Annotated in this window: 30 protein-coding genes; 11 read left to right on the top strand and 19 right to left on the bottom strand. The window is 33.1% G+C overall.

The features are described 5' to 3' along the window. Window positions 1-65 precede the first annotated feature (65 nt). Both RMO83_RS09205 and RMO83_RS09200 read left to right on the top strand, forming a co-directional pair. Window positions 66-488, top strand: coding sequence for a hypothetical protein (locus RMO83_RS09205; RefSeq protein WP_310559387.1), 423 nt, complete (start codon window positions 66-68; stop codon window positions 486-488). An 84-nt stretch (window positions 489-572) separates the two neighbouring features. After that, window positions 573-1,154 (top strand): septal ring lytic transglycosylase RlpA family protein, encoded by a 582-nt coding sequence (locus RMO83_RS09200; protein WP_310559386.1) that lies wholly within the window; start codon window positions 573-575, stop codon window positions 1,152-1,154. A 3-nt stretch (window positions 1,155-1,157) separates the two neighbouring features. Here RMO83_RS09200 and RMO83_RS09195 read toward each other — a convergent pair whose 3' ends face one another. Beyond that, on the bottom strand, window positions 1,158-1,625 hold the full coding sequence (locus RMO83_RS09195; RefSeq protein ID WP_310559385.1) for a CYTH domain-containing protein: 468 nt from the start codon (window positions 1,623-1,625) through the stop codon (window positions 1,158-1,160). 146 nt (window positions 1,626-1,771) lie between these two features. Between RMO83_RS09195 and dinB the strand changes: the two genes are divergently transcribed. Continuing rightward, window positions 1,772-2,854: a DNA polymerase IV gene (dinB, locus tag RMO83_RS09190; RefSeq protein WP_310559384.1), complete on the top strand. Its 1,083-nt coding sequence runs from the start codon at window positions 1,772-1,774 to the stop codon at window positions 2,852-2,854. 53 nt (window positions 2,855-2,907) lie between these two features. Here dinB and RMO83_RS09185 read toward each other — a convergent pair whose 3' ends face one another. The 6 genes from RMO83_RS09185 to RMO83_RS09160 all read right to left on the bottom strand — a co-directional run bounded on the left by RMO83_RS09185 (window position 2,908) and on the right by RMO83_RS09160 (window position 8,312). Further along, complete coding sequence (locus RMO83_RS09185; protein ID WP_310559383.1) at window positions 2,908-3,678, bottom strand: Bax inhibitor-1/YccA family protein; 771 nt, start codon at window positions 3,676-3,678, stop codon at window positions 2,908-2,910. A 115-nt stretch (window positions 3,679-3,793) separates the two neighbouring features. Then, a complete protein-coding gene (gene pyk / locus RMO83_RS09180; RefSeq protein WP_310559382.1) occupies window positions 3,794-5,224 on the bottom strand; it encodes a pyruvate kinase in 1,431 nt (476 codons plus the stop codon). A gap of 5 nt (window positions 5,225-5,229) precedes the next feature. Next, on the bottom strand, window positions 5,230-5,718 hold the full coding sequence (locus RMO83_RS09175) for an IPExxxVDY family protein (protein ID WP_310559381.1): 489 nt from the start codon (window positions 5,716-5,718) through the stop codon (window positions 5,230-5,232). Between the two features lie 113 nt (window positions 5,719-5,831). After that, entirely contained in the window at window positions 5,832-6,572 is a 741-nt protein-coding gene (rnc, locus tag RMO83_RS09170; RefSeq protein ID WP_310559380.1) for a ribonuclease III, read from the bottom strand. An 8-nt stretch (window positions 6,573-6,580) separates the two neighbouring features. Next, window positions 6,581-7,834, bottom strand: coding sequence for a beta-ketoacyl-ACP synthase II (gene fabF / locus RMO83_RS09165; protein WP_310559379.1), 1,254 nt, complete (start codon window positions 7,832-7,834; stop codon window positions 6,581-6,583). Between the two features lie 241 nt (window positions 7,835-8,075). After that, window positions 8,076-8,312: an acyl carrier protein gene (locus RMO83_RS09160; protein WP_007137004.1), complete on the bottom strand. Its 237-nt coding sequence runs from the start codon at window positions 8,310-8,312 to the stop codon at window positions 8,076-8,078. A gap of 175 nt (window positions 8,313-8,487) precedes the next feature. On the opposite strand from RMO83_RS09160, the gene purN reads away from it, so the two are divergent. Genes purN through RMO83_RS09135 form a run of 5 tightly spaced genes read left to right on the top strand, consistent with a single transcriptional unit; the run spans window position 8,488 to window position 10,390 of the window. After that, window positions 8,488-9,054 carry a phosphoribosylglycinamide formyltransferase gene (gene purN, locus RMO83_RS09155; protein WP_310559378.1) on the top strand — a complete coding sequence of 189 codons (567 nt, stop codon included), beginning with the start codon at window positions 8,488-8,490 and terminating at the stop codon, window positions 9,052-9,054. An 8-nt stretch (window positions 9,055-9,062) separates the two neighbouring features. Beyond that, complete coding sequence (locus RMO83_RS09150; protein WP_310559377.1) at window positions 9,063-9,701, top strand: ribonuclease H family protein; 639 nt, start codon at window positions 9,063-9,065, stop codon at window positions 9,699-9,701. Then, a complete protein-coding gene (locus RMO83_RS09145) occupies window positions 9,688-9,810 on the top strand; it encodes a hypothetical protein (protein WP_310559376.1) in 123 nt (40 codons plus the stop codon). Before RMO83_RS09150 ends, RMO83_RS09145 begins: the two co-directional genes overlap by 14 nt. A gap of 32 nt (window positions 9,811-9,842) precedes the next feature. After that, window positions 9,843-10,091 carry a hypothetical protein gene (locus RMO83_RS09140; RefSeq protein ID WP_310559375.1) on the top strand — a complete coding sequence of 83 codons (249 nt, stop codon included), beginning with the start codon at window positions 9,843-9,845 and terminating at the stop codon, window positions 10,089-10,091. Further along, the gene (locus RMO83_RS09135) at window positions 10,049-10,390 is read left to right on the top strand and encodes a type II toxin-antitoxin system RelE/ParE family toxin (protein WP_310559374.1); all 342 of its coding nucleotides are present in this window, start codon (window positions 10,049-10,051) and stop codon (window positions 10,388-10,390) included. Before RMO83_RS09140 ends, RMO83_RS09135 begins: the two co-directional genes overlap by 43 nt. A gap of 84 nt (window positions 10,391-10,474) precedes the next feature. On the opposite strand, the gene RMO83_RS09130 is transcribed toward RMO83_RS09135, so the two are convergent. From RMO83_RS09130 to RMO83_RS09105, 6 genes are all read right to left on the bottom strand, one after another. Beyond that, window positions 10,475-11,038, bottom strand: coding sequence for a hypothetical protein (locus RMO83_RS09130; protein WP_310559373.1), 564 nt, complete (start codon window positions 11,036-11,038; stop codon window positions 10,475-10,477). A gap of 52 nt (window positions 11,039-11,090) precedes the next feature. Continuing rightward, window positions 11,091-11,996: a WYL domain-containing protein gene (locus RMO83_RS09125; protein ID WP_310559372.1), complete on the bottom strand. Its 906-nt coding sequence runs from the start codon at window positions 11,994-11,996 to the stop codon at window positions 11,091-11,093. Window positions 11,997-12,017: 21 nt separating this feature from the next. Then, window positions 12,018-12,365, bottom strand: a complete 348-nt coding sequence (locus tag RMO83_RS09120; RefSeq protein ID WP_310559371.1) for a hypothetical protein — start codon at window positions 12,363-12,365, stop codon at window positions 12,018-12,020. Window positions 12,366-12,391: 26 nt separating this feature from the next. Beyond that, complete coding sequence (locus tag RMO83_RS09115; RefSeq protein ID WP_310559370.1) at window positions 12,392-13,690, bottom strand: MBL fold metallo-hydrolase; 1,299 nt, start codon at window positions 13,688-13,690, stop codon at window positions 12,392-12,394. A gap of 3 nt (window positions 13,691-13,693) precedes the next feature. Next, a complete protein-coding gene (locus RMO83_RS09110; RefSeq protein WP_310559369.1) occupies window positions 13,694-14,680 on the bottom strand; it encodes a hypothetical protein in 987 nt (328 codons plus the stop codon). Window positions 14,681-15,170: 490 nt separating this feature from the next. After that, entirely contained in the window at window positions 15,171-15,365 is a 195-nt protein-coding gene (locus RMO83_RS09105; RefSeq protein ID WP_310559368.1) for a hypothetical protein, read from the bottom strand. 351 nt (window positions 15,366-15,716) lie between these two features. On the opposite strand from RMO83_RS09105, the gene RMO83_RS09100 reads away from it, so the two are divergent. Next, window positions 15,717-16,640, top strand: coding sequence for a PfkB family carbohydrate kinase (locus RMO83_RS09100; RefSeq protein ID WP_310559367.1), 924 nt, complete (start codon window positions 15,717-15,719; stop codon window positions 16,638-16,640). Window positions 16,641-16,772: 132 nt separating this feature from the next. Further along, on the top strand, window positions 16,773-18,671 hold the full coding sequence (locus tag RMO83_RS09095; RefSeq protein ID WP_310559366.1) for an amidophosphoribosyltransferase: 1,899 nt from the start codon (window positions 16,773-16,775) through the stop codon (window positions 18,669-18,671). 288 nt (window positions 18,672-18,959) lie between these two features. Here the strand turns inward: RMO83_RS09095 and nadD are convergent, their stop codons facing one another. The 5 genes from nadD to RMO83_RS09070 all read right to left on the bottom strand — a co-directional run bounded on the left by nadD (window position 18,960) and on the right by RMO83_RS09070 (window position 22,504). Continuing rightward, complete coding sequence (gene nadD, locus RMO83_RS09090; protein WP_310559365.1) at window positions 18,960-19,550, bottom strand: nicotinate (nicotinamide) nucleotide adenylyltransferase; 591 nt, start codon at window positions 19,548-19,550, stop codon at window positions 18,960-18,962. Between the two features lie 79 nt (window positions 19,551-19,629). Next, a complete protein-coding gene (gene gmk, locus RMO83_RS09085; RefSeq protein ID WP_310559364.1) occupies window positions 19,630-20,208 on the bottom strand; it encodes a guanylate kinase in 579 nt (192 codons plus the stop codon). Between the two features lie 96 nt (window positions 20,209-20,304). Beyond that, window positions 20,305-21,165, bottom strand: a complete 861-nt coding sequence (locus RMO83_RS09080; protein ID WP_310559363.1) for a YicC/YloC family endoribonuclease — start codon at window positions 21,163-21,165, stop codon at window positions 20,305-20,307. A gap of 69 nt (window positions 21,166-21,234) precedes the next feature. Continuing rightward, a complete protein-coding gene (locus RMO83_RS09075; protein WP_310559362.1) occupies window positions 21,235-22,155 on the bottom strand; it encodes a DMT family transporter in 921 nt (306 codons plus the stop codon). Then, on the bottom strand, window positions 22,148-22,504 hold the full coding sequence (locus tag RMO83_RS09070; RefSeq protein ID WP_310559361.1) for an ArsC/Spx/MgsR family protein: 357 nt from the start codon (window positions 22,502-22,504) through the stop codon (window positions 22,148-22,150). The genes RMO83_RS09075 and RMO83_RS09070 overlap by 8 nt, the downstream gene beginning before the upstream one ends. An 81-nt stretch (window positions 22,505-22,585) precedes the next feature. Here RMO83_RS09070 and RMO83_RS09065 point away from each other — a divergent pair, with 81 nt between their 5' ends. Next, window positions 22,586-23,041 carry a DinB family protein gene (locus tag RMO83_RS09065; protein ID WP_310559360.1) on the top strand — a complete coding sequence of 152 codons (456 nt, stop codon included), beginning with the start codon at window positions 22,586-22,588 and terminating at the stop codon, window positions 23,039-23,041. A 64-nt stretch (window positions 23,042-23,105) separates the two neighbouring features. Here the strand turns inward: RMO83_RS09065 and RMO83_RS09060 are convergent, their stop codons facing one another. Then, a complete protein-coding gene (locus tag RMO83_RS09060) occupies window positions 23,106-23,912 on the bottom strand; it encodes a THC0290_0291 family protein (protein WP_310559359.1) in 807 nt (268 codons plus the stop codon). Window positions 23,913-24,117 lie beyond the last annotated feature (205 nt).

Here is a 24,117-nt window from a genome sequence, read left to right as displayed (position 1 = left end):
TTAAAAATGAATGCCGTTTTTTTATGCTTTTTTTATTTATATTTGTTAAAACAAAAAATAAATTTATGTACGAAATCATTCAAAAAGCGCATTCTGGCTTTGCCTATTTGGCCCTTTTGGCACTAATAATTGCTGTCGTTAACGCTGCAATTGGATTATTTTCTAAAAAAGAATTCTCTCCTCTAGACCGTAAAATAGCAATCATTACATTATCACTTATTCACACACAGTTAGTAATTGGTTTTATCGTGTGGTTTATTTCTCCATTAGGACTTGCCTCTTTAGGACAAATGAAAGATGCTGCGCTAAGATTAACCTCGTTAGAGCATCCAGTAACGAATATTATAGCAATTATCTTAATAACGGTTGGTTGGGTGAAACATAAAAAGCTAACAACCAGCGAATCCAAATTCAAAACATTCTCCATTTATTATGGCTTGGGATTAGTACTTATTTTAAGTAAAATTCCCTGGAATTTGTGGTTTTAAAAAACATAAAAAGTCCTGAAAAGGACTTTTTTTACCTAAGCATCGTATTTGTTAAATGAAGTTTAACTAAAGTTTAGTATTCAATTGAAAAGTCAAAAACATCAAAAAAGTAATTTTATAAACTGGGGTAAAAAAGCGCTAACGCTTTTTATATGCATTACTTTTCTTGGACTAGCAATCGGACAAACTTCAACTAAAGAAAAAAAAGCGGCCACCAAGTATAAGGACAGCTTAAATAAAAACAAATCTGCCATTGCAAAAACAGAAAAATTGCTGGCAATAGATACTGTCAAAAAAACAAAACCTTTATTTGATCAACAAGAAGTTATAGTAGACAGTTTGTTTATTGGAGCAGGAAAGTTTAAACTCTATAAAAAATCAGCTCACGCTTCCTATTATGCCGATAAATTCCACAATCATAAAACGGCAAGCGGAAAAAAATATGATAAAAATAAATTTTCTGCAGCACATAAAAAACTACCTTTTGGAACTATTGTAAAAGTCACCAATGAATCTAATGGGAAATCAGTAATTGTAGAAGTTAATGATAGAGGTCCATTCGTGAGATCAAGAGAGATTGATCTTTCGAGGCGAGCTTTTATGGAAATTACTGGAAATAAATCGTCTGGAAATATGACAGTAACTATGGAAGTACTTCAAAAATAAGCATCACCATTGTTTATAAGGATTCTGGCTCAAATACGAATTATAATACCGATTATCATTGGTCACTTCTGCACCAAGCCAGTTTGGTTTTTCGAAAGTTTCGGTTTCAGATTTCAATTCAATTTCGGCCATAATTAAGCCTTCATTTTCGCCATAAAATTCGTCAATTTCAAAAATGTGATTCCCCATTTTTACCTCAAATCTGGTTTTGTCGATTACCCCTTTTTCACATAATTTCAATAACACGTTAGCTTCATCAACAGGAATTTCTTTCTCCCATTCAAAACGAGATAAGCCCGACTCATTAGAGGCTCCTTTTATAGTCAAGAATCCCTTATTTCCTTTTATTCGAACACGAACCGTCCTTTCGGGAACAGAGCTCAAATAACCCTGCGAAATGCGATTTTGAGTAAATGCCTCAGTTTTGAAGGCATTCGAGGTGACGAGAAATTTTCTTTCTATTTCTAACATTTTGTCATTGCAAGGCACGAAGCAATCTTTTGAAGCTTCCGCCAGTTTTCATTTATTAATTTAATCCATTTCAAATTTACAAATTCTCTGCGAATCTCTGTTGTCTCTTTGTGAATCTCTGTGTAATAAATTTATAAATTTGCTTTATGCCAGAAACATTTCCAAATAGAAAAATCATACACATCGATATGGATGCTTTTTTTGCTTCGGTAGAGCAAATGGACAATCCCGAATTGCGCGGAAAACCCATTGCGGTTGGTGGTGCCGAAAATCGGGGAGTTGTTGCAGCAGCAAGTTATGAAGCTCGAAAATTTGGAGTCCGGAGTGCAATTAGTGGAGTTTTGGCCAAAAAAAATTGTCCCGATTTAATTTTTGTTCGACCAAGATTTGAACGCTACAAGGAAATATCTAATAAAATTCAAAAAATATTTTACGAATACACCGATTTGGTCGAGCCACTGTCACTTGACGAAGCCTATCTTGACGTTACAATAAACAAAAAAGGAAATCCAAGCGCCACTTTGTTGGCACAAGAAATACGATTACGCATTCTTAATGAAGTAGGTTTGACAGCTTCCGCTGGGATTTCAGTCAATAAATTTGTGGCCAAAATTGCTAGTGATTACAACAAACCCAACGGGCAAAAAACCGTTAATCCTGATGAGGTTATTTCTTTTTTAGAGGTATTGCCCATCCGAAAATTCTACGGTGTTGGAAAAGTGACCACCGAAAAAATGTATCAATTGGGCATTTTCACAGGCTTAGAATTAAAAAGCAAATCGTTGGAATTCCTTAAAAAAAATTTCGGGAAATCTGGAAGTTTTTACTATTATGTCGTGCGAGGCATTCATAATAGTGAGGTGAAATCAGATCGGATTACAAAATCTGTTGCTGCGGAACACACTTTTGATGTGAATTTATCCTCCGAAATTTTTATGATAGAACAGTTGGAAAACATTGCCAACTCATTAGAAAATAGATTAAAAAAACATCGAATTGCGGGAAAAACAGTTACACTTAAAATTAAATACAGTGATTTTACCCAACAAACTCGAAGTAAAACTTTGCCGTATTTTATCTCTGATAAAGGATTGATTTTGGAAGCGGTCAAAGAGCTTTTATATCAAGAAAGAATGAAAGATTCCGTTCGATTGCTTGGAATATCCTTAAGTAATTTGAATACCGAAGAAAAAAAGACAGTTGTAGTGCAGTTGAAATTTGATTTTTAACAAAAAAACCATCCGCGTTGGCAGATGGTTCTATATTTTGAAAAAAATAATTTTTATTTTCGATTCAGTTTAGAAAGTAATCTTAAGAACTCAATATACAACCACACCAAAGTGATAATTAAGCCCATTGCGGCAAACCATTCCATAAATTTTGGCATTTTTTGTTCTACTCCGTTTTCCATACGGTCAAAGTCTAAAAACAAATTCAATGCTGCAACGACAATAACAAAAACGCTAATGCCTATACTCATCATCGAGTTGCCGTAATGAATAGGGACAAAGCTAGTAAACATTGAAAACAACCACGAAATCAAATAATAAGTAGCGATAGCAAGTGTTCCAGCCACAACAACCGATTTGAATTGTTCGGTAACTTTTACAATTTTGAATTTGTACAATCCCAAACATGCTGCAAAAGTGACGAAAGTAGCACCTACGGCTTGTATCACAATTCCTGGATATCTAGCTTCAAAAATAGCTGAAACTCCACCAATAAACAAACCTTCAAATAAGGCATAACCAGGAGCTAAAACTGGCGAATACTGAGGTTTAAATGCGGCAATTACAACTAAAATTAATCCTATAATCGCACCACCAATAGTAGGTAACATTGGGTTCATCCCGTTAAAAGCCATCCACCAAACTACTATTGCGGATGCGGTAAGCAATAAAAACAGGATTAATGTTTTATTGATTGTTCCAGCCAAAGTCATATCTTGATTGTAATCAATAAGTGTAGCGTTATGCACTTTGCTATCAGATGATGCTGATGTCGCTGAAAATGATTTATTATTTAAAAACGGATTTTTCGATTCGAATGCCATACTATTTTAGTTTAATTTTTATCAAAGGTAACTTAAAAAATAAATTCAATCAAAAAATAATCCGCCTTCTTTATTGCTAAAACAGGCGGATTTGTTTGAATGTGAATTTTTGGAATTATAAAATTTCAGAAACTCTCAATGTATTAACCATTCCTTTATCTTTTAAAGGCATTGCGGCTAAATTGATAAGATATTCGCCTTTATTTACATAGCCTTTTTCTCTTGCTATTTCGTTTACATCTGCAATTGTATCGTCCGTACTTTTCATTTTGTCATAAAAGAAAGATTTTACACCCCACAACAAATTGAGTTGTGTTAGGATTCGTTTATTAGACGTAAAAACTAGAATATGAGCTGATGGTCTCCAAGCCGAAATTTGGAAAGCAGTATAACCACTATTTGTCAAGGTACAAATGGCTTTTGCCTCAATAATATTAGCGGTAAGTGCTGCGTGATGACAGATTGTTTTAGTAATAAAACGGTTGGTTCTTACTTGTGGCGTATTTTGTGGTACTTTGATAAGTGGAGAATCTTCAACGGCTTCGATAATTTGGGTCATTTTTTCGATTACCTGAACAGGATAAAGACCTGTTGCTGTTTCTCCTGAGAGCATAACTGCGTCAGCTCCATCCATAACGGAGTTAGCTACATCATTCACTTCGGCACGAGTTGGTGTCAAGCTGTTAATCATAGTTTCCATCATTTGGGTAGCCACAATGACAGGAATACGAGCGGTTTTGGCTCTGAGGATTAATTGCTTTTGTACCAATGGCACTTCTTGTGCTGGAAGTTCAACGCCTAAATCACCACGAGCTACCATCAATGCATCACAATAAGCAACGATTTTATCGATATTGACAAGCGCTTCGGGCATTTCTATTTTAGCAATAATAGGAATTTTTTCATCAGAATATTTTGCAATCAATTCTTGTAAGTCCTGAAGATCTCGAGGTGTTTTTACAAAGGATAGCGCAATCCAATCTACTTTTTGTTCAATAGCAAATATGGCATCGGCTATATCTTTTTCAGTTAATGCAGGAAGTGATATTTTTGTGTTTGGTAGATTTACCCCTTTTTTAGATTTCAGTTCTCCGCCTTGAATTACTTTGGCTATTACTTCCGTTTTTTTGTCGGTTTCAATAATTTCAAAAATAAGTTTACCATCATCAAGTAAAATACGTTCTCCAGGATTCACATCATTTGGAAAATTTTGGTACTTCATGAATACTTTTTTAGCAGTTCCAATAATATCTTCGGCAGTTGTAAACGTAATTAAATCGCCATCATTTACAACCACACCTTCTTCCATAATTCCTACGCGAAGCTTTGGCCCTTGTAAATCTCCTAAAATTGCTGTGGTGTAGCCAAACTCTTCGTTAAGCCCTCTAATTAGTGCAATCCTTTCCTTTACATCACTATAATCAGCATGCGAAAAATTAATTCTAAACACGTTTACACCTGCGTCAATCATATCCTTAATGATTTCTCTTGTACTACATGCAGGTCCAAGAGTGGCTACAATTTTTGTTTTTTTGTTTGTTGACATTGATATTAAAAAATTAAATTATTTTTTGATTTTATTTTAAGTGTATCAACTGAATAAGCTGTCGATATGTTTTCAATTGTATTTAATAGAAGCTGAATTGCTGCACTATCCATTACTTCTTCCGTGTTATCTATTTTTAAAAAATAATCTACTTTTTTAAACTCAGGAAGTAAAAACACTTTTGTTGACACTTCCATATTCAAATTTGAAAATAGATTTTGATTGTTATCCTTTTTGTTTTGAATTACTTCATTTTTGTTTTGAATCAAATTCCAAGAAATCTCCTTTTCCTTTTCATAATAATAAAATCTTGAGAATTTTGTCTCTCCCTCTTTGATATTGATATGAATTTCATTCTTGTTACTACTTAAATTTATCGTCAGTTTTTGATTAATAAAATAGGCTAATCTATAATCTTCTAATGAAGTATGTATAGCAACTAGTTGATAATTAATTTCATCAAAATCATCAAAATGTAATTTATGAACAGCCATTTGATTGAAAAAATAAGGTGTAAATATAGTATTTCTATTGCAGCATTGTCTTCAAAAAAAGCAAGTATTTTGTAATTCAAAAGCGAAAACGTTATAAATTAAAGAAATTTCGGCTATTTGGCATCAATTTTTTTTTGAAACGCAAAATAAGCTCTTTGCGATGCTTTTTCCTCTGCTTTCTTTTTTGAAGTAGCTCTAGCTTTTGCAATAACTTTATCATCTATGCTTAATTTTACACCAAAAAAACGTTGTCCATCAATTCCGTTATCGTCAAAAATATCATAGTGAAATTGTTTTTTTTCTTTCTGACACCATTCAATTAACAAGCTTTTATAACTAATTACTTTGCCTTCTAATCTTGCAATATCTACATAAGGAGTAACAACACTTTTTTGAATAAACTTTTCGCAATATTCATATCCTCGATCCAAATAAATGGCACCAACCAAAGATTCAAAAATATTACCGTGAATATTTTCTCCAAAATGGTGCACAGGAACTTTACTGTCTATAAAGCGAACAAGATTTAAGTCTTTCCCTAGTTCGTTTAAGTGTTCTCTACTCACAATTTTCGAACGCATTTTCGTTAAATAGCCTTCATCGCCAGCAGGTACTTTATTGAATAAGTGAGCGGCAATTACAGAACTTAACATGGCGTCTCCAAGAAATTCTAATCGTTCGTAACTAAAAGCATTTCCTGCTTCATCTTGTTTATTAGAGGAACGATGTGTGAATGCTTTTTTAAAATACTCCAAATTAATGGGTACAAATCCTAGAATTTCGCTTATAGAATCAAAAAAAATCCCGTCTTCAGGAGAACGGGATTTGGAAAATATTTTTCTAATAAGTTTCATTCTAAGAATTAGATGTCTAATTTTTTTACTAGAACGCAAGCATTGTGACCTCCAAAACCAAAAGTATTGCTCATTAAGACTTTTACATCCCTTTTTTGGGCTACATTAAAAGTAAAGTTCAATTTAGAATCAATACTTTCGTCATCGGTAAAATGATTTATGGTAGGTGGAACAATTCCGTGTTTTATGGAAAGGATAGAAGAAATCGTCTCTATTACGCCAGCCGCTCCAAGTAAATGACCTGTCATTGATTTTGTAGAATTCAAATTCATGGTATAAGCGTGTTCTCCAAAAACGTGCAAAATAGCTTTAGATTCGGCCATATCTCCCAGCGGGGTTGATGTTCCATGCATATTTACACCATCAACATCTGTAGGAGTTAAACCAGCATCTCTCAAACAATTTAACATTACATTTTTTGCGCCCAACCCTTCAGGATGTGGAGCTGTAATATGATACGCATCGGCAGACATTCCTCCTCCGCCAATTTCGCAATATATTTTAGCGCCACGAGCAACGGCGTGTTCGTATTCTTCAAGAATTAAAGTTCCTGCTCCTTCTCCAAGAACAAAACCATCGCGATCTTTGTCCATTGGTCTGGAAGCTGTTTTGGGATCGTCATTTCTGGTTGATAAAGCGTGCATGGCATTAAATCCTCCCATTCCAGCGATGGTTACTGCGGCTTCTGAACCGCCAGTTATCATTGCATCTGCCTGACCTAATCGAATGTAATTGAATGCGTCAATAATAGCATTTGTAGAGGAAGCGCAAGCCGAAACAGTTGTGAAATTCGGACCTCTGAATCCGTATTTTATAGAAATATGACCGCCAGCGATATCGGCAATCATTTTGGGTATGAAGAAGGGATTGAATCGGGGAGTTCCGTCTCCTTTGGCAAAATCAAGCATTTCATTTTGAAAAGTTTCCAATCCACCAATTCCTGAACCCCATATAACACCTACTCTGTCTTTGTCTAATTTTTCAAGATCGAAACCAGCATCTTTTACAGCTTCTTCAGCAGTAACGATAGCATATTGCGCATATCGATCCATCTTTCGAGCTTCTTTTCGGTCTATAAAATCTTCAACATTGAAGTTTTTTACTTCGCAAGCAAATTGGGTTTTGTGCTTTGAAGCATCATAATGAGTTATTGTTGCGGCTCCACTAACGCCATTAATAAGGCCATTCCAATACTCTTGTATATTATTCCCTATAGGAGTTAGCGCGCCTAGGCCAGTAACTACAACTCTTTTCAATACCATAACTTACGGTTTTTATCTATTTTCAACAAATAAAACCCACGCTTTCTTCTCTGTAATATTAGTACAAAAGAGACATGGGTAGTTTTATTTTAAATATTGTTTTGATTGAAATTCAATCGAAATTTAGTTTTAAAATAATAACACCCAATTTCTAGAAATTCCAAATTTTAAAATTCCAAATTTCAATATTTGAAATTTGTTTTTTGTTAATTGAAATTTATTAAAATTTGGGTGTTTTTTATTATTTCTTAGCTTCTTCGATATAAGAAATCGCTTGACCTACGGTAGCAATGTTTTCAGCTTGGTCGTCTGGAATTTGAATGTCAAATTCTTTTTCGAATTCCATGATAAGTTCTACTGTGTCTAATGAATCAGCTCCTAAATCATTAGTGAAGCTAGCTTCTGTTACAACTTCGTTTTCGTCAACGCCTAATTTGTCTACGATAATCGCTTTTACTCTTGATGCAATGTCTGACATAATCTTTAATTTTAAAATTTAATTTGTTGGCAAAAATAAAAAACTTTATTTTAAAACAACTATTTAGTTAATAAATGTGACAGCTAATTTATAAAATAAATTTCACAAACACTTCATAATGTTATTTATTATCAATATTTATTCTTTTTTTTGTATCCTTGAAATCACTTTAGATATGAAGAAAATAGTAATTTTCGCTTCCGGATCGGGTACTAATGCTGAAAACATTATAAAATACTTTAAAAATACAACTACAGCAAGTGTCGTTTCTGTGTTTACCAATAACCCAAATGCAAAAGTGATTGAAAGGGCCAAGAACTTTCAAATTCCGACTGAAATTTTCTCTAAAGAAGAATTATATTCAGGTAATGTCTTACAAAAATTAAATGCAATTCAGCCGGATTTGATAGTTCTCGCCGGATTTTTATTAAAATTCCCTGAATCAATCGTCGAATCCTACTCCAATTCTATAATAAATATACATCCAGCATTATTACCAAAATACGGCGGAAAAGGCATGTATGGAATGAACGTACATAAATCTGTTGTAGAAAACAAGGAAAAAGAAACGGGAATCTCTATTCATTACGTCAATGAAAATTATGACGAAGGAAGTATTATTTTTCAAAAAAAGGTGACGGTATTAATTACCGACACACCAGAAGTCGTAGCCGAAAAAATCCACGAATTGGAACAAAAATATTTTCCTAGTGTAGTTGAAGATATTTTAAATAAGAAATAAAATTTTATATGAGCAAAAAGGGGAAAAAAATTTTTGTTGTTTGGAATGGATTTAACCCTGGTATTTATGAAACTTGGAAAGAATGCCAACTTCAAATAAATGGTTATTCAAAAGCTAAATACAAAGGTTTTCCAACTTATAAGAAAGCGACGGAAGCTTTTGCAGAAGGCCCCGAAAATTATTGGGGAAAGGACACATTCTTTTCCTCTTTATCTGAAGAAGAATTAAAATTGATAGGTAAGCCAATTAAGAACTCTATGACTGTTGATGCTGCTTGTCAAGGTGTTCCTGGACCAATGGAATATCAGGGTGTAGACTTTTTTACAGGTAAAATTATATTCCGAAAAGGTCCATTTTTAGATTCCACAAATAATATAGGAGAATATTTAGCTTTAGTTCATGCCCTTGCTTTAATGAAATCAAATGGAGATAAAAGACCTATATATTCAGATAGTAAAATAGCTGTAGGATGGATTAAAAGTAAGCGCCACGCAACTAATCATAAGGAGTCAGAACTAAACAAAGATTCTTTTGAATTGTTGAGAAGAGCTGATAAATGGTTAAAAGAAAACAGCTTTGAAAACAAGATAATAAAATGGGAAACTAAAGCATGGGGTGAAATCCCCGCTGATTTTGGAAGAAAGTAACCCTCAAAACGAACGTTGCGATGAATTGGCGGTTTTTGCCTCTAGTCAAAACGAGCTTTCCGGATATGTTTTTTATGAGAAAGAAGATGAGAAGTTGTTGTACCGATGATTTAATTTGTAAATTTGTTTAAATTCCATATTATGATAGAGCAAACTGTAACCCCAAAAAACAACATTGTGAATCTATCTTTTGAGATTCCAAATAACCTTGTTGGCAAACCCTTAAAAGTTTTTATTGATTTCGAAAATGACAACGACGAGCAAGAAATGACTCAAGAAGAATTTTTGCAATGGATTGACGAAGCCGAAAAATCGCCAACAATGTCATTAGAAACTTTCAATGAAAAATGGGAATTAGAAATTCAGAGAATCAAGAAGCTTATAATTTAATTGTTAAAGACAAATATTTCACTGATTTAAGGAAAATCCTTGATTATATTGCCATAAAACAAAAGCAACCATTAAATGCCATTAAAGTATCCATCGGCATAAATGCCACAATGAATAAAATCATTACGAATCCAACTATTTATGCCGAATGCGAAAATATCCCAACCAAATCTAAAATTTACAGAGAAGCACTTTATAAAACTTGGCAAATTGTTTTCAAACTTAAAGGAAACACGATCACAATTTTAGGTGTTTTGAGCGGAAAAAGAAAACCTTCGAGGTTCAGAAAAATTGAGTGATATTTGTTGTAAACTTAACGTCAATTCGAGTGTTTTTATGTAATTCAATGGAGTAAAAATGTATCAATAATCTCTCATTTATCGCTACAAAACTTCAAAACTATTTTGGTAAATCAGCAAGGTTTCCTTCTTTCTGAAAAGGAAATTTTTATTTTGATAGGTAGGTTTTTGCAATAATTGTTTGTCATTGAATTGCACTAAATGGAATTGTAAATCATCAATAGTAAAATCATCCACTTTTATTTCATAGCTGGCAATAAATCCAATCGCTTTTTGTTCAACATAAATTCCGGGACTGTATTTTTCTGTAATTTCAGTTTTATGAACATTGTATAGCGGAAAAAGCAATTGTTCTTGGTTTAAATCTTTGATGTGGAGTTTACTGATTTTCTTCCCATCCAATAAAATTTCAATTTGATTTTTAGGATTATCTAATAAACCACTAATTTTTATGCCGGGTAAATGCTCCACCGATGGAAAAGAAGGTCTTTTGAGGTAATAATAAAAAAAAGGATCTAATAGAGCCTTTACCAAGGGAAGTTTCATTTTAGACGCCACTTTCATACAGGCATTCAAATCCTCTTCGCTACACTCAACCTTTTTAAGAGTCCAACTTTCCCCGTGAAGATTGATTTTGACTGTTTGCATTGAAATTATGGACTTGGTAAAACTTTTACAATGAACTTTAAAAAGACGGATATTACTTATATCTTTTTAATGTCGCTTCCAGTTTTTCAATCATTTCCTTTTTTAGACTTTCGGGTTCCAATACTTTTACTTCCGCGCCGATTGACATTAATTCCATCACAAAATCGTAGGTTGGTTGCAGAAATAATTCAATCCGATATTCCTTTTCATTGTTTATTAATTCCTTTTGCGAATGGTGCAAAGCTAAAGATTTGATATAATTTTCTTGTTTTTTCGAAAAAGACAAAATTATTTTTTGAGGTTTTTTATTGTCTTCACTCATAATACCGAAACTATGACTAAACATATCTTCTGGATTAAAGTTTACAGGATACTCGAATGTTATGTTTTTGATTTCCAAATTTGAAATTCTATCCAAACCGAATGTTTTAGTACGATTGTCTTTTAAATCTTTAGCAATCAAATACCAACGATTTTTTGCTTCTTTCAAGCCTAAAGGCTGCACTTTTCTTTTAGAATCAGCGGATTCCTCTGACCAATAATTTATGTATGAAAAATGTATTTCGTTTCTGTTTTTAATTGCTTCCATCAGATAACTCAAAATATTGGTTTCCGATGTTTTTCTCTTTTCAAAAATAAGGCGATTCGATAAAGTACTCGAAATTTTTAGCGCTTCAATAATCTCTAAACTTTCCATCAAACGCTCGTTTCTTTCATCGTTGCAATCATCAATAATTTTATACACATTTTCAGATCGAAAATATTTTATTTCGATGTTATGAGTTGTAGCAATTTCTTTAATTTCTCTTTGAAACGTACGAATGGAAATCGCATAATTCTCCTCGTCATTGATGGATTGTTCTTCCAAATACTTTTGAATTTCTTCAAAAGAACTGGCACTTTTTCGCAGTTTGTTGATGATGAGTGAATATCGTTTTAGAAATTGTTTTTTGGACATAATTTATTTTGATTGATGAATTTAAGAATTAAAATCAAGTTGATTAATCTTATAATCAGACAGCATTTTATCAACGGTAGGAAATGTAAATTCCGAAATCATTTTCCATTCACATTCAATCGTACCATTGGCTTTAATTTCTAATAGGCACCAATTTTGGTCTTTTTTTACACATACGTAAGATATTCCAATAGTACTATTTAGTATAACCAAATTAGAGATTTCAAAATCAAAAACTTTTATTTTGTAATCGGCTGAACCCATTCCAAATATTTCTGATATTCTAAAAATATCCCAAGTGCCGTTTTTCTTTTGTTTTGCAAACATTGCGGCTAAACTTGCGTCTTGGCAGTAAATATTTCTTATCATAGCTGTTGTTTTTAAGATGTTTTTAATTAGATAGTATAGATTTGATTATCGTCAAGTTCTAAAATAGGTTGGTCGAAAATACTTTTATAGTCTTGCTTATTGTTGGTGTGTATCGGAATTATTAATTTAGGATTTATGGCGTTAGCATATTCTCTTAATGTTTCTACGTCAGCGTGTCCGCTGGTGTGCATATCAATTACAGTACAATTATTCCCTTCAAAAAAATCAATAAATTCTTTGGTTTTAGATTGGTCTTTGTATCCTGACCACATCGAATAAATAAGATTTCCATCCTTAACATTCATTCTTTTTAAATCCCAAATCATTGATGTCCTGACCAAAAGAACATAATCCGAAGGATTGCTTATAATATCGTCTTTCTTAATTTTCTTGGGAATGTATTTATAAGCCATCTTTTCAAATCCGTAATGCATCAATTTTGTTGTTAGCTTCCAATAAAAGTAAACGCCCATATTTGGATAGCCTTTTAATAGCGAAGGAAGTTTTGCAAATTCGGAAAGTTTTTCTAAAAGTTGTGCTCCGTAAACATCTACTACAAAAGTTTTTCCTGCTTTCAGACAGGCTTTATAAATCGAAACCAATCTATCAATATTTTGTGTTGAAGTAAACACATAATTTATGGAAGTTGAGTTTTTGAAACATTCAAAAAAATCATTTTCTATGTCCTCTTCTGTTTTTGATTTTATTGTATTTCTACCAATTGTAGTACCTTCCATTATCAAACAATCAACATCTTTTGGAGGGTTTTCAATAAAATTCTTATACACTTCTTTCTTGCGTCCGTGCGACCTGAAATCTCCGGAATAGAATAGTTTTTTACCGTTTGCTTCAATTAAAAAAGAATACGCATCAAAAGCAGAATGGTCGTTCCAATAGGGAGTAATCGTAAAATCACCGATTTGAAATTGTCTCCATCTTTCAAAATAATTAGGATTTTCAATATTGTTTTCCTGACTCAGAAAGATATTATTCAATTTCAAAATTTCGTGAGTAGCTTTCCCAATCCAAACAGGAATATCCTTATCCAAGTAGTGCATTAATCCGTAATGATCGGCGTGAGAATGTGAAATAATCAAACCATCTATTTTTGAGTTTTCAGAATAGGCTTCTTTAACATCCGGCAAAATACTTTTACTAATGAGTTCGTTTACCGATAAATTCTCGTATTCTCTAAAGTTGAAAGGCTTGCCACTAGCATTTAGTAAAGGCATACCAAAATCAAGCAATATTCGACTGTTTCCGGATTGAACTTCAATGCAAGAACCACCGATTTCATTAGTTCCTCTGTGGATGGTTAGGTTCATAAATTACCAATTTGATAAGCCGTTTTTAACGGTATAATTAAATGTTTGAAGATTATTTAAAAAACTTGCACCAAGTTGCTTCCTTGAAAATTGCAAAATTTCATCAAATTTTGTCTTCGCTGAACTTTTGTAATTGAATTCTGAAACAATTAAAACAGGAATTATTTCTTTAATTGAATTTGGTTTTTTCCATTTCGGATTTATTAAACCTATTTTTTGTTTTTGCTCTAACATTTCAAAAACCGCCGTTTCTAATTCAATTTTTGGAAAATTTGTGAAAATATCGTAGTACATTCCTATTTGCAGAGGGCCGAGGTATATGCCTTTAGTGTTGCCACTACCGTGCTTATATTCAATTAATAAGATATTACCATCTTTATCTAATGCTAAAAAATCAAGTTCGTCCCCAATTGTTTTTTTTTCTAAATCCTTTCCGTAACGCTTAGCGTCGAGGATTGATATATCTCTTTGCAAGCATTTATATTTTTTTTTAATGTTTTTAAATAGATTATTCTTTTCTATTGTGCTAGAATGTCCAATCACGGCTTCTTTATCAATAATTACAAAATCTGTATCAGTATTTCCACGAATACCAAATTTTCTTGATAATTCATTCTGAAAATATCCTTCTTTCTTGTTTTTATAATATCTGTTAAAATTAATATTGCTATCAATTTGAGTAATTAAATTTACGATTTCATTTTGGAAGTTCTCATTAATGTTTTTAAAGCCATAAAGGCTTGGTACTAATTTTTTATATGTATTGGTTGAATCTATAAAAATAGTTGTATTATTTTTTTGTGAGATAGATATAATTTTTGTAAGCCCTCGATAAATTGATATGCATTCTTTTGATTTATTTTTAACTATTAAAAAATCTAATTCATTATGGTTTTTGACAAAATCAAATAGCCACCTTAATTCACCTTTATCTTCAATTAAATTTGATAAAGAGTTGCAAATTTTTCTGTTATAATACATACTATTCATTGTTTATTTTTTTGTTAAAGTTAAATATTTTTTATCAGAATTTCGATTAAATATTAATTCCCAAAACCCACCGATTTTCGCAATTTAGGTTCATAATTATTGCTAATTTCAAAGTTAAAAATATCAGCAACCGAAAGTGGCTGAGATACTTCTATAGAATGTCAGAGTTTATTCAATAAAGAAATACTTCTATCAAAAGCAATCGGTATAAATTCATAAATAATCAAAAGCTTTTGTAGCATTTCCAATAATAATCGTTTTTAAATTTAGGACAAAACTAATTGCACTTAACGCTAAGGCGTGACGTTTAAATAATTATTTCAACAAATTTTTACTAGGATAAAATTATAGTTACACCGCTATTATTAGAAAAGAATTTGAACGAAATTCACATTTACCCTCGTTTCGGCTATACAAAAAGAATACTATTGGCTATCGAACAAGCGCATAAGCCCACTGAAACTGTCTTTTTCTCAATCAACAAAAATAATTAAACCACTCTCGAACTTTCGCTGTAAACCGATAGTGTGGGAATGGTCATTAACAAAATCCCTTTGATAATTAGTAAGGTACTTTTCAAAAAAAGCAGTGTCCATTGGCATATTTCAGAGTCCTTTTCAAAAAAAACAACGTCCGTTTCATCATTTACACCGTCCATTTCAAAAATAACAGCGTCCGTTTGCATATTTCGTCCTCCATTAGCATATTTCAGCGTCCAAGCCAGTATTTACAAGCATTTCTAATTTTGAGTTATCATAAAAACCACATCCAAAACAAGCTTTTTGAGTACTTAAATGAATCAATTGGTATTAGTCAATCCCAAACGCACTACCAACTAATACCGCAACCAAAAATAAATGCAAAGTCTAGCTCTATGCCAATGTCACTAAGTTAAGTATACAAGACAAGTTCATATACTCTATGTATTTCGGTGCAACCAAAAATTTCTTTTTTATGAAAACTTTTAAACCCTTAAAACCATTTTAAACTTCTAAACTAAAAATGTATCTTTGCCGCTTAATTCGAATTTTACAATATGAACAAATTACTTATTGTTGGAACCGTTGCTTTCGACGCTATTGAAACGCCTTTTGGCAAAACAGATAAAATATTAGGTGGCGCTGGAACTTATATCGGACTTTCGGCTTCTAATTTTAATCTTCAATCTGCTATTGTTTCTGTAGTTGGCGATGATTTTCCACAAGAATATTTAGATTTATTGACTAATAAAAACATAGATATTTCAGGTATTGAAGTGGTCAAAGGTGGAAAAACCTTCTTTTGGAGTGGTTTGTATCACAACGATTTGAATACCAGAGATACATTGGCAACTGAGTTGAATGTATTGGCTGATTTTCAACCAAAAGTACCAAAGAATTTCAAAAATGCCGATGTCGTGATGTTAGGAAACTTGCATCCACTAGTACAAAGTAGCGTTCTAGACCAAATGGATGTGAAACCTAAATTAGTAGTGCTGGACACTATGAATTTTTGGATGGATTGTGCTTTACCAGAATTATTGAATGTGATAAAACGCATAGACGTTATTACCATTAACGATGAAGAAGCCAGACAATTATCAGGAGAATATTCATTAGTAAAAGCAGCCGCAAAAATCCACTCAATGGGGCCAAAATATGTAGTGATTAAAAAAGGAGAACACGGCGCTTTGTTGTTTCACGATCATAAAATTTTCTTTGCACCTGCTTTGCCATTAGAAGAAGTTTTTGACCCAACAGGAGCTGGAGACACATTTGCAGGAGGATTTGCAGGATATATTACACAAAGCGAAAACGCATCTTTCGAAAATATGAAAAGCGCCATAATCTATGGATCTAATTTGGCTTCCTTTTGTGTAGAGAAATTTGGAACGGAAAGGATGGTGCATTTAGAAAAAGATGAAGTGATTGCTAGATTGCAACAATTCAAATCCTTAACTCAATTTGATATAGAAATATAAAAACTTGCCTCGATATTTCGGGGCTTTTTTTATTTTGAAAACCCAAATTCGCAAATTTTATTTCGAAACAAATCAAAATTAATTTACGAATTTTCGGTAATTACAACAACACAACTAAATTACAACAACACAATGAGCGACGCAATTAAACACGAATGTGGCATTGCCCTTTTAAGATTAAAAAAACCGTTGGAATTCTACAAAGAAAAATACGGAACGGCTTTTTATGGAATACAAAAAATGTATCTCTTGATGGAAAAGCAGCACAATCGAGGTCAAGATGGTGCAGGTTTTGCCAGTATCAAACTCGATGTAGAACCAGGAGAACGTTATATTAGTAGAGTCCGTTCGAATGCCGCACAGCCTATTCAAGATGTTTTTGCTCAAATAAATGAAAGGGTTAATGACGAATTGGCATCGCATCCTGAATATGCAGATGATGTAGCCTTGCAAAAAAAGAATATTCCTTACATAGGTGAATTGTTCTTAGGTCATGTTCGCTACGGAACTTTCGGGAAAAATAGTATTGAAAATGTTCATCCCTTTTTACGTCAAAATAACTGGATGCACCGAAATCTAATCTTGGCAGGAAATTTCAATATGACCAATGTAACCGAACTTTTTCAAAACCTTATCGATTTAGGACAGCATCCAAAAGAAATGAGGGATACGGTGACAGTTATGGAAAAAATAGGTCATTTTTTAGACAATGCCGTTACTGATTTGTATCAAGAATGCAAAAATAACGGTTTGAACAAAAGAGAGGCATCGCCAGTAATCGCCGAAAAATTAGACATTGCTAGAATTTTAAAAAGAGCTTCTAAAAATTTAGATGGGGGTTACGCTATGGCAGGACTTTTAGGTCACGGCGACGCCTTTGTTTTTCGAGATCCAGCAGGAATTCGTCCGGCTTATTTTTATGAAGATGACGAAATTGTAGTAGTTGCTTCTGAAAGACCTGTGATTCAAACGGTTTTCAATATAGATTTCGATAGAGTACAGGAACTTCAGCCGGGAAACGCATTAATCATCAAGAAAAACGGAAAAGTAACCCAAGAAGAAATTCTTACACCTACTATAAAAAAAGCGTGTTCTTTCGAGAGAATATATTTCTCGAGAGGAAGTGATGCCGAAATTTATCAGGAACGAAAGAAATTAGGAAAATTAATACTTCCTGCAGTTCTCGAAGCTATTGATGATGATACAGACAACACCGTTTTCTCCTATATTCCAAATACTGCCGAAACTTCTTTCTACGGAATGATTGAAGCCGCTCAGGATTTCCTGAATCAAAGGAAAAACAACTATATTCTTGAAAATAGAAAAAAATTAACCCGAGAAAAACTCGAAGAAATACTAGCTGTAAAGATTCGTACCGAAAAAGTAGCTATCAAAGATGCTAAATTGAGAACTTTTATTACTGAAGACAGTAGTCGTGATGATTTAGTTGCTCACGTTTATGATGTAACTTATGGTGTGATAAAACCAACCGATAATTTGGTAATTATAGACGATAGTATTGTTCGAGGAACTACGTTAAAAATGAGTATCATCAAAATGATGGATCGTTTGAAACCCAAAAGTATCGTTGTCGTTTCATCGGCACCACAAATTCGGTATCCTGATTGTTATGGAATTGATATGGCTAAATTAGAAGGACTAGTTGCTTTTAGAGCCGCTTTAGAACTTTTGAAAGACAAAAACTTATATCATATCGTTGATGAAGTATATGCCAAATGTAAGCAACAAGAATTCCTTCAAGATTCCGAAGTCGTAAATTTTGTCACCGAAATCTATGCGCCATTCCAACCACAAGAAATTTCTAATAAAATCGCAGAACTTTTAAGTTCGCCAGAAATTAATGCCGAAGTTAAAATTATTTTCCAAACGGTTGAGAATTTACATATCGCGTGCCCTAAGAATTTAGGCGATTGGTACTTTACCGGAGATTATCCAACACCTGGAGGGAATCGGGTTGTAAACAAGGCGTTTATGAATTTTTATGAGGGAAAAGATGCCAGAGCGTATTAATATGTTGGTGTTTTAGTATTTAATCGGGTATTTTAGTATTTCATCTAAAAAAATTGTTTAAAATAGTAAATGAATATATATTTGATTTACCATAATTTTAGTAGGTTAAGTTTATGGTAGATTTGGGGCAAAAAAGGTGAAAGAAATTTCACCTTTTTTATTGGAATAAAGTTAGGAAATTATACCAATTTTATAATGGTTAATTCCGATAAACAATATATGGAGTACAATGAATTGGACTTTTTTTAATTGCTAATCGGTATTACTACTTTGATTTCTCAAATTTTATTACTTCTTGTATAAATTATTGTGGTCAATATATTCCCAGACCTTTTCAGGTAAAAGCGGCCGAACATTTTTATTTTTTTTGATGTTTTCTCGAATAAAGGTCGATGATATTTCTACAATTGGAGCAGCAATATTATGAATTTTCGGGTGGTTTTGAAAGGCTAAATTTTGGTTTGTGTCTGTTTCCAATGAAATGCGTGGATACACATAAACATCATGGTTTTCTAATATAATCTCATAATTTTTCCATTTATGAAAAGACTTTAGATTGTCTTCGCCCATAATCAATGAAAATTCGTGTTCCGGATATTTGTCTTGTAAATGAGCCAAAGTATTCACAGTATAATTGGGCTGTGATAATTTAAACTCAATATCCGAGGGCTTGATTTTTGGATACTCTTCGGTTGCCAAGAAAACCAATTGTAGTCTTTGATAATCGTCTAGCAAAGTTTGCTTGTTTTTTAGCGGATTGTGAGGGGTTACAACCATCCAAATTTGGTCTAATCCAGAATATTCAGCTAGGTGATTGGCAATAATCATGTGCCCAATATGAATGGGGTTGAATGTTCCGAAATACAAACCTATTTTCATATTTTTTAAATCTAAAAAATCTAAAATAGTAAAAAATCTAAAAAATATTCTTTTGCTTTTTTAGATCTTTTTGCTTTTCTTAGATTGAATTATTCACAAATTCTTTTACCAATTGATACGCATCTTCTTTGGCGGTATTTAAATCATAATTCTTGATAATTTTATCAAATTGCGGAGCTGTCGCCAATTCTACGTGGGCTTTTGCAATGCGCATATTGATTTTCTCGTCACTTTCGGTCGAGCGTTCTTTGAGTCTTCTTTTGAGTTCGTCCACACTTGGAGGTTTTACGAAAACGGCCAAAGTTTCTTCTGGGAATTTATGTTTGATGCGCAAACCTCCGGCAACATCAATGTCGAAAATAACATTTTTTCCTAGCGCCCAAATACGTTCGACTTCACTCTTTAAAGTGCCGTAAAAATTATCTCGATACACTTCTTCCCATTCTACAAAATCTTCGTTTTTGATGTGAGTTTTGAATTCGGAAAGTGATATAAAATAATAATCTTTTCCATTTACTTCTTCACCGCGAGCTGGCCGTGTTGCCGCAGAAATCGAAAACTCTAAGTTCAAGTCTCCTTGCTTTAATAAATGCCTAACGATAGTGGTTTTCCCTGAACCTGATGGTGCCGAAAACACTATTAATTTTCCTTTTTTCATTTTATGCTGAATTTATTTCAGTATCTTTTTTTAACCACGAATTACAAGAATTTACACTAATCAATTTGTTATAATTAGTGTGATTTGCTGTTGAATTTACAACACATTCAAAACCTGTTCCTTAATTTTTTCCAATTCGTCCTTCATCATCACGACTAATTTTTGCATTTGCGCGTGATTCGATTTGGAACCCATTGTGTTGATTTCGCGTCCCATTTCTTGAGTAATGAAACCTAGTTTTCGACCATTAGCTTCTTTTCCATTGATGGTTTCCAAGAAATAATCCAGGTGATTGGTCAAACGCACTTTTTCTTCGGTGATGTCTAATTTTTCAAGGTAATAAATCAATTCTTGTTCAAAACGGTTTTCATCGACATTGACTTTCAACTCTGAAATCGCAGTTTGTAAACGGTCTTTTATCGCCTGAACACGCTCTGGATCAAGCGCCAAAGCGTCGTTCATATATTGCCGAATGTTGCCAATTCTCAGTTGAAATTCCTTTTCTAAAGATTCGCCTTCGTCTTTGCGGAAATTCAAAATATTTTGCAACGATTCTTCAATAACTTTTCGAATTTCAGACCAATCATTTTCATCTATTTCTTCCCGTTCCGTTTTCATTGTGTCTGGCATTCTGATGGCCATTTTCATTAATTCAGTTTCATCGGCATCAGGATTTACTTCGCGTAATTGACTGATATAGGCTTTCACAATCGGAACATTTACTTTCGTGGAAGTTTGCTCGGCAGTACTTTCGATAAAAACCGAAAAATCTATTTTTCCTCTTTCGAGTTTCAAGGCGATTTGGTTGCGTAAACCCAGTTCCATTTCGCGATAAGACGATGGCATTCGCACGCTTAAATCTAAACCTTTACTGTTTAAGGATTTTACTTCTACTGTAATTTTTTTGGTTGGCAATTGCAAGCTTGCTTTGCCGAATCCAGTCATTGATTGTATCATATCATTTTCTAAAAGAATTCAAAGATAAGAAAAAAAGCCCCCTAACCCCAAAGGGGGAATAGCTGTACATTATTTATTCCCCCTTTGGGGGTTAGGGGGCCTCTGCGTTACCAAATATACGCCCGTAAATATCAAAATTGCTGAAACAATTTTTACCAAAGTAAGGTCATCTTTTCCTAAACTAATGGCAAAAATCGTGGCGAAAAACGGTTGTAAATAAACAAAAACTGCGACAGTAGTGGGTTTCAATTCTCGCATCGAAAGTAAATTCAGCATATAAGTTCCGAAGGTTGAAAAAACGATCACAAAACCTATTTTCCAATACATTTCCGGTGGCATTAAAGCCCAATTAATAGCTTCAAATTCTCCCCAACCAAAAGGCAAAACCATAATAAAACCAATCAAATATATCCATTTTGCAAAGTTGAAAGGGTTGTATTTTTGCATCAATTTTTTGACCATTACCAAGTATAGTCCGTAGGAGGTTGCATTAATGAAAACCAGAAAATTACCCAAATTTGGATTACTGGCGTTTGCCGATGATTTTCCATAAAGTATCAAAAAAGCAGTGCCAATTAATCCCAAAATAATCCCAAAAACCATTCGTTTTTGCATTCGTTCTTTGAGAATTATAGCCGAAAGAACAAGAACAATTATGGGCGTTGAAACCATAAGCACCGACGCTGAAATTGGCGAAGTTAAACTCAATCCTTTGAAAAAAGAAAGCATATTTAAAGCCACACCAAAAAAGGCTGCCCAAATTATTCTGGGATAATCGGCACGGTCAATTTGCTCTTCCCGAATTGCAGCCGAATTTCTGCTGAAAAGCCAAGACAACCAAAATAAAATTGTGGCTCCACCGACGCGCATTATTATAAACCCGTATGCATCAACATATTTTGGCATCACGTCTTTCGCAATGGTGAAAGTCAGGCCGTAAATGATGGAAACAATTGTTGCGGCAATTAGCGCAAGGGTTCTTTTAGACATTCGATAGTGCTTTCATCACTTGTAGCATGTTTTGCTGGGTATTACCAATGTAAATTTTGCCGTCAATAATAAAAACGGGACGACTCAAAAACGTATAATGTTCCAAAATGTGTTTTTTAAAATCGGCTTCCGTCAAGGATTTATTCTTTAAATCCATTGATTTGTAAAGTTGTGCTTTTTTGCTAAAAAGAGCTTCGTAGCTGCCGGAAAGTAGATACATTTCTTCCAATTCTTCTGTTGTAATTGGGTTTTGTTTGATATCGTGAAATGTCAAATTATGGTTTTGTGGCAAAGATTTGATGATTTTTCGACAAGTATCGCAGGACGCGAGATAGTATATTTTGTTCATAATAATAAGTGCAATTTCTTTTTGCAAAGAAAAATCATTTACAACGGAAAATGATTATTTTTATCGAAAATTTAAATAAACATGGATCAACTATTTACCATTTCAGAAACAAGTAGAAATTTGGTTTCGAAAATTCTAGAAAACCATTCATTAGAACAACTCAACAAAATCCCAGAAAGTTTTAGCAATAATTTGATTTGGAATATTGCTCACGTTGTGGTGACACAACAATTATTGGTTTACAAATTGTCGGGATTGCAGATGATTGTTTCGGATGAAATGATAGAAAAATACAAAAAAGGGACTAGGCCAGAACACAAGGTTACTCAGACCGAAGTCGATGAAATTAAGTCTTTGTTGTTTACTACTATCGAAAAGACCAAAGAGGATTATGACAATCGAATTTTGAAAAACTTTCAAGAATATCCAACTTCTACAGGTTTTGTTTTAAGAAACGTTGAAGATGCGATGGTCTTTAATAATTTTCACGAAGGACTTCATATTGGAATTATAATGAGTTTAAAAAAGTTTCTTTAAGCAATTCTTCATCCTAAAAAAATCCCAGTGCTTACAATTTCAGCGTTGGGATTTTTAGTTTTGCTTAAGGTAAGTAATAAATATATCCTACATTAAACCAAACCAACCAGTCATTGGCTTTATTTTCTTTATAAAGATCTGGATTGGGTTTTAAACCATCAACCCAGTCAGAAAAATAATACTGCAATCTCAAATCGACCATTAAATCGGATAAAGGAGCAAGTTTGTAACGGGTTCCTAAACTTGTAACTACTGAAAAAACTGAACTGGATTCCGAAGAAAACCCGTAAGGGCGGTCGTCCGTTGGAGTTAAGTATTTAGGAAAAGTTGTCAAAGGTGTTCCAAGCGGTCCCAAAGCAGACTGCGCTTTTGTATTATAAAAACTATATTGAGCTCCAAGACTAACAAATGGTCCCCAGCTTTCAATAGTTTCTGTAAAGTCACGAATACTTAAAGGAAAAAATTCTAACTGCATACCAATATTGGTTACGGCACTACTCCCGTTCATCGCTTTTAATTTTTCTTTACCTTCTGAAGGCTTGCCTTCAACCCACTGTCCAAAATGATTTAGTTTGGTTTTATTGTATGACAATTCACTTCTTATTTTAAAATGGTCATTAAAATAAGTTTCGGGAGAATAACAATTACAGTCAGCGGTGTAGGAGAAATTCATGTAGTGAACTATTCCAATTCCAAATCCTGAATTACCAGTGTTTGTTGATAAATCGTGTCTTTCGCCATAGTCAGACTGAAAGGCAACTGGTCCTACAATAGCTCCGATTTCGTGTGAAAACCCAAATTGAGCCTGAGCTATATTAGAAACGCTTAAAAGAATCACTAAGGAGAAAAACGCAATACATTTTGGTATCATTCTAAAAATTACTTTTTGACAAATATATAAAAACATAAATTACTTTTTATATTATAAATGTAAATATAATAAAACGTTTGACATTCTATTTATTATTTAAACAAAACATACGATTTTTTGTATTTTTTTAGCAATAGTTTTGATTTTAAATAAAATCATTCCAACATCAATAAAAACAACTTTCTGGTGTTAAGAAAACTCAAAT

It is taken from the genome of Flavobacterium sp., from assembly GCF_031423415.1.
Taxonomy (GTDB): Bacteria; Bacteroidota; Bacteroidia; order Flavobacteriales; family Flavobacteriaceae; genus Flavobacterium.
The sequence above is the reverse complement of the archived record's forward strand: the minus strand, read 5'-3'. Positions and strand labels throughout refer to the sequence as shown.

Excerpts from the sequence above, each read along its gene's own strand:
- RMO83_RS09115 (WP_310559370.1), bottom strand. The coding sequence starts at position 13,690 with ATGAACCTAACCATCCACAGAGGAACTAATGAAATCGGTGGTTCTTGC.
- RMO83_RS09125 (WP_310559372.1), bottom strand. The coding sequence starts at position 11,996 with ATGTCCAAAAAACAATTTCTAAAACGATATTCACTCATCATCAACAAA.
- RMO83_RS09185 (WP_310559383.1), bottom strand. The coding sequence starts at position 3,678 with ATGGCATTCGAATCGAAAAATCCGTTTTTAAATAATAAATCATTTTCA.
- RMO83_RS09175 (WP_310559381.1), bottom strand. The coding sequence starts at position 5,718 with ATGGCTGTTCATAAATTACATTTTGATGATTTTGATGAAATTAATTAT.
- gmk (WP_310559364.1), bottom strand. The coding sequence starts at position 20,208 with ATGAAAAAAGGAAAATTAATAGTGTTTTCGGCACCATCAGGTTCAGGG.
- RMO83_RS09080 (WP_310559363.1), bottom strand. The coding sequence starts at position 21,165 with ATGATACAATCAATGACTGGATTCGGCAAAGCAAGCTTGCAATTGCCA.
- RMO83_RS09120 (WP_310559371.1), bottom strand. The coding sequence starts at position 12,365 with ATGATAAGAAATATTTACTGCCAAGACGCAAGTTTAGCCGCAATGTTT.
- RMO83_RS09075 (WP_310559362.1), bottom strand. The coding sequence starts at position 22,155 with ATGTCTAAAAGAACCCTTGCGCTAATTGCCGCAACAATTGTTTCCATC.
- fabF (WP_310559379.1), bottom strand. The coding sequence starts at position 7,834 with ATGGTATTGAAAAGAGTTGTAGTTACTGGCCTAGGCGCGCTAACTCCT.
- RMO83_RS09110 (WP_310559369.1), bottom strand. The coding sequence starts at position 14,680 with ATGAATAGTATGTATTATAACAGAAAAATTTGCAACTCTTTATCAAAT.
- RMO83_RS09060 (WP_310559359.1), bottom strand. The coding sequence starts at position 23,912 with ATGATACCAAAATGTATTGCGTTTTTCTCCTTAGTGATTCTTTTAAGC.
- RMO83_RS09105 (WP_310559368.1), bottom strand. The coding sequence starts at position 15,365 with ATGCAAACGGACGCTGTTATTTTTGAAATGGACGGTGTAAATGATGAA.
- RMO83_RS09100 (WP_310559367.1), top strand. The coding sequence starts at position 15,717 with ATGAACAAATTACTTATTGTTGGAACCGTTGCTTTCGACGCTATTGAA.
- RMO83_RS09150 (WP_310559377.1), top strand. The coding sequence starts at position 9,063 with ATGAGCAAAAAGGGGAAAAAAATTTTTGTTGTTTGGAATGGATTTAAC.
- RMO83_RS09160 (WP_007137004.1), bottom strand. The coding sequence starts at position 8,312 with ATGTCAGACATTGCATCAAGAGTAAAAGCGATTATCGTAGACAAATTA.
- RMO83_RS09130 (WP_310559373.1), bottom strand. The coding sequence starts at position 11,038 with ATGCAAACAGTCAAAATCAATCTTCACGGGGAAAGTTGGACTCTTAAA.
- RMO83_RS09070 (WP_310559361.1), bottom strand. The coding sequence starts at position 22,504 with ATGAACAAAATATACTATCTCGCGTCCTGCGATACTTGTCGAAAAATC.
- nadD (WP_310559365.1), bottom strand. The coding sequence starts at position 19,550 with ATGAAAATAGGTTTGTATTTCGGAACATTCAACCCCATTCATATTGGG.
- pyk (WP_310559382.1), bottom strand. The coding sequence starts at position 5,224 with ATGTCAACAAACAAAAAAACAAAAATTGTAGCCACTCTTGGACCTGCA.
- purN (WP_310559378.1), top strand. The coding sequence starts at position 8,488 with ATGAAGAAAATAGTAATTTTCGCTTCCGGATCGGGTACTAATGCTGAA.
- dinB (WP_310559384.1), top strand. The coding sequence starts at position 1,772 with ATGCCAGAAACATTTCCAAATAGAAAAATCATACACATCGATATGGAT.
- RMO83_RS09140 (WP_310559375.1), top strand. The coding sequence starts at position 9,843 with ATGATAGAGCAAACTGTAACCCCAAAAAACAACATTGTGAATCTATCT.
- RMO83_RS09095 (WP_310559366.1), top strand. The coding sequence starts at position 16,773 with ATGAGCGACGCAATTAAACACGAATGTGGCATTGCCCTTTTAAGATTA.
- RMO83_RS09065 (WP_310559360.1), top strand. The coding sequence starts at position 22,586 with ATGGATCAACTATTTACCATTTCAGAAACAAGTAGAAATTTGGTTTCG.
- RMO83_RS09205 (WP_310559387.1), top strand. The coding sequence starts at position 66 with ATGTACGAAATCATTCAAAAAGCGCATTCTGGCTTTGCCTATTTGGCC.
- RMO83_RS09195 (WP_310559385.1), bottom strand. The coding sequence starts at position 1,625 with ATGTTAGAAATAGAAAGAAAATTTCTCGTCACCTCGAATGCCTTCAAA.
- RMO83_RS09135 (WP_310559374.1), top strand. The coding sequence starts at position 10,049 with ATGGGAATTAGAAATTCAGAGAATCAAGAAGCTTATAATTTAATTGTT.
- rnc (WP_310559380.1), bottom strand. The coding sequence starts at position 6,572 with ATGAAACTTATTAGAAAAATATTTTCCAAATCCCGTTCTCCTGAAGAC.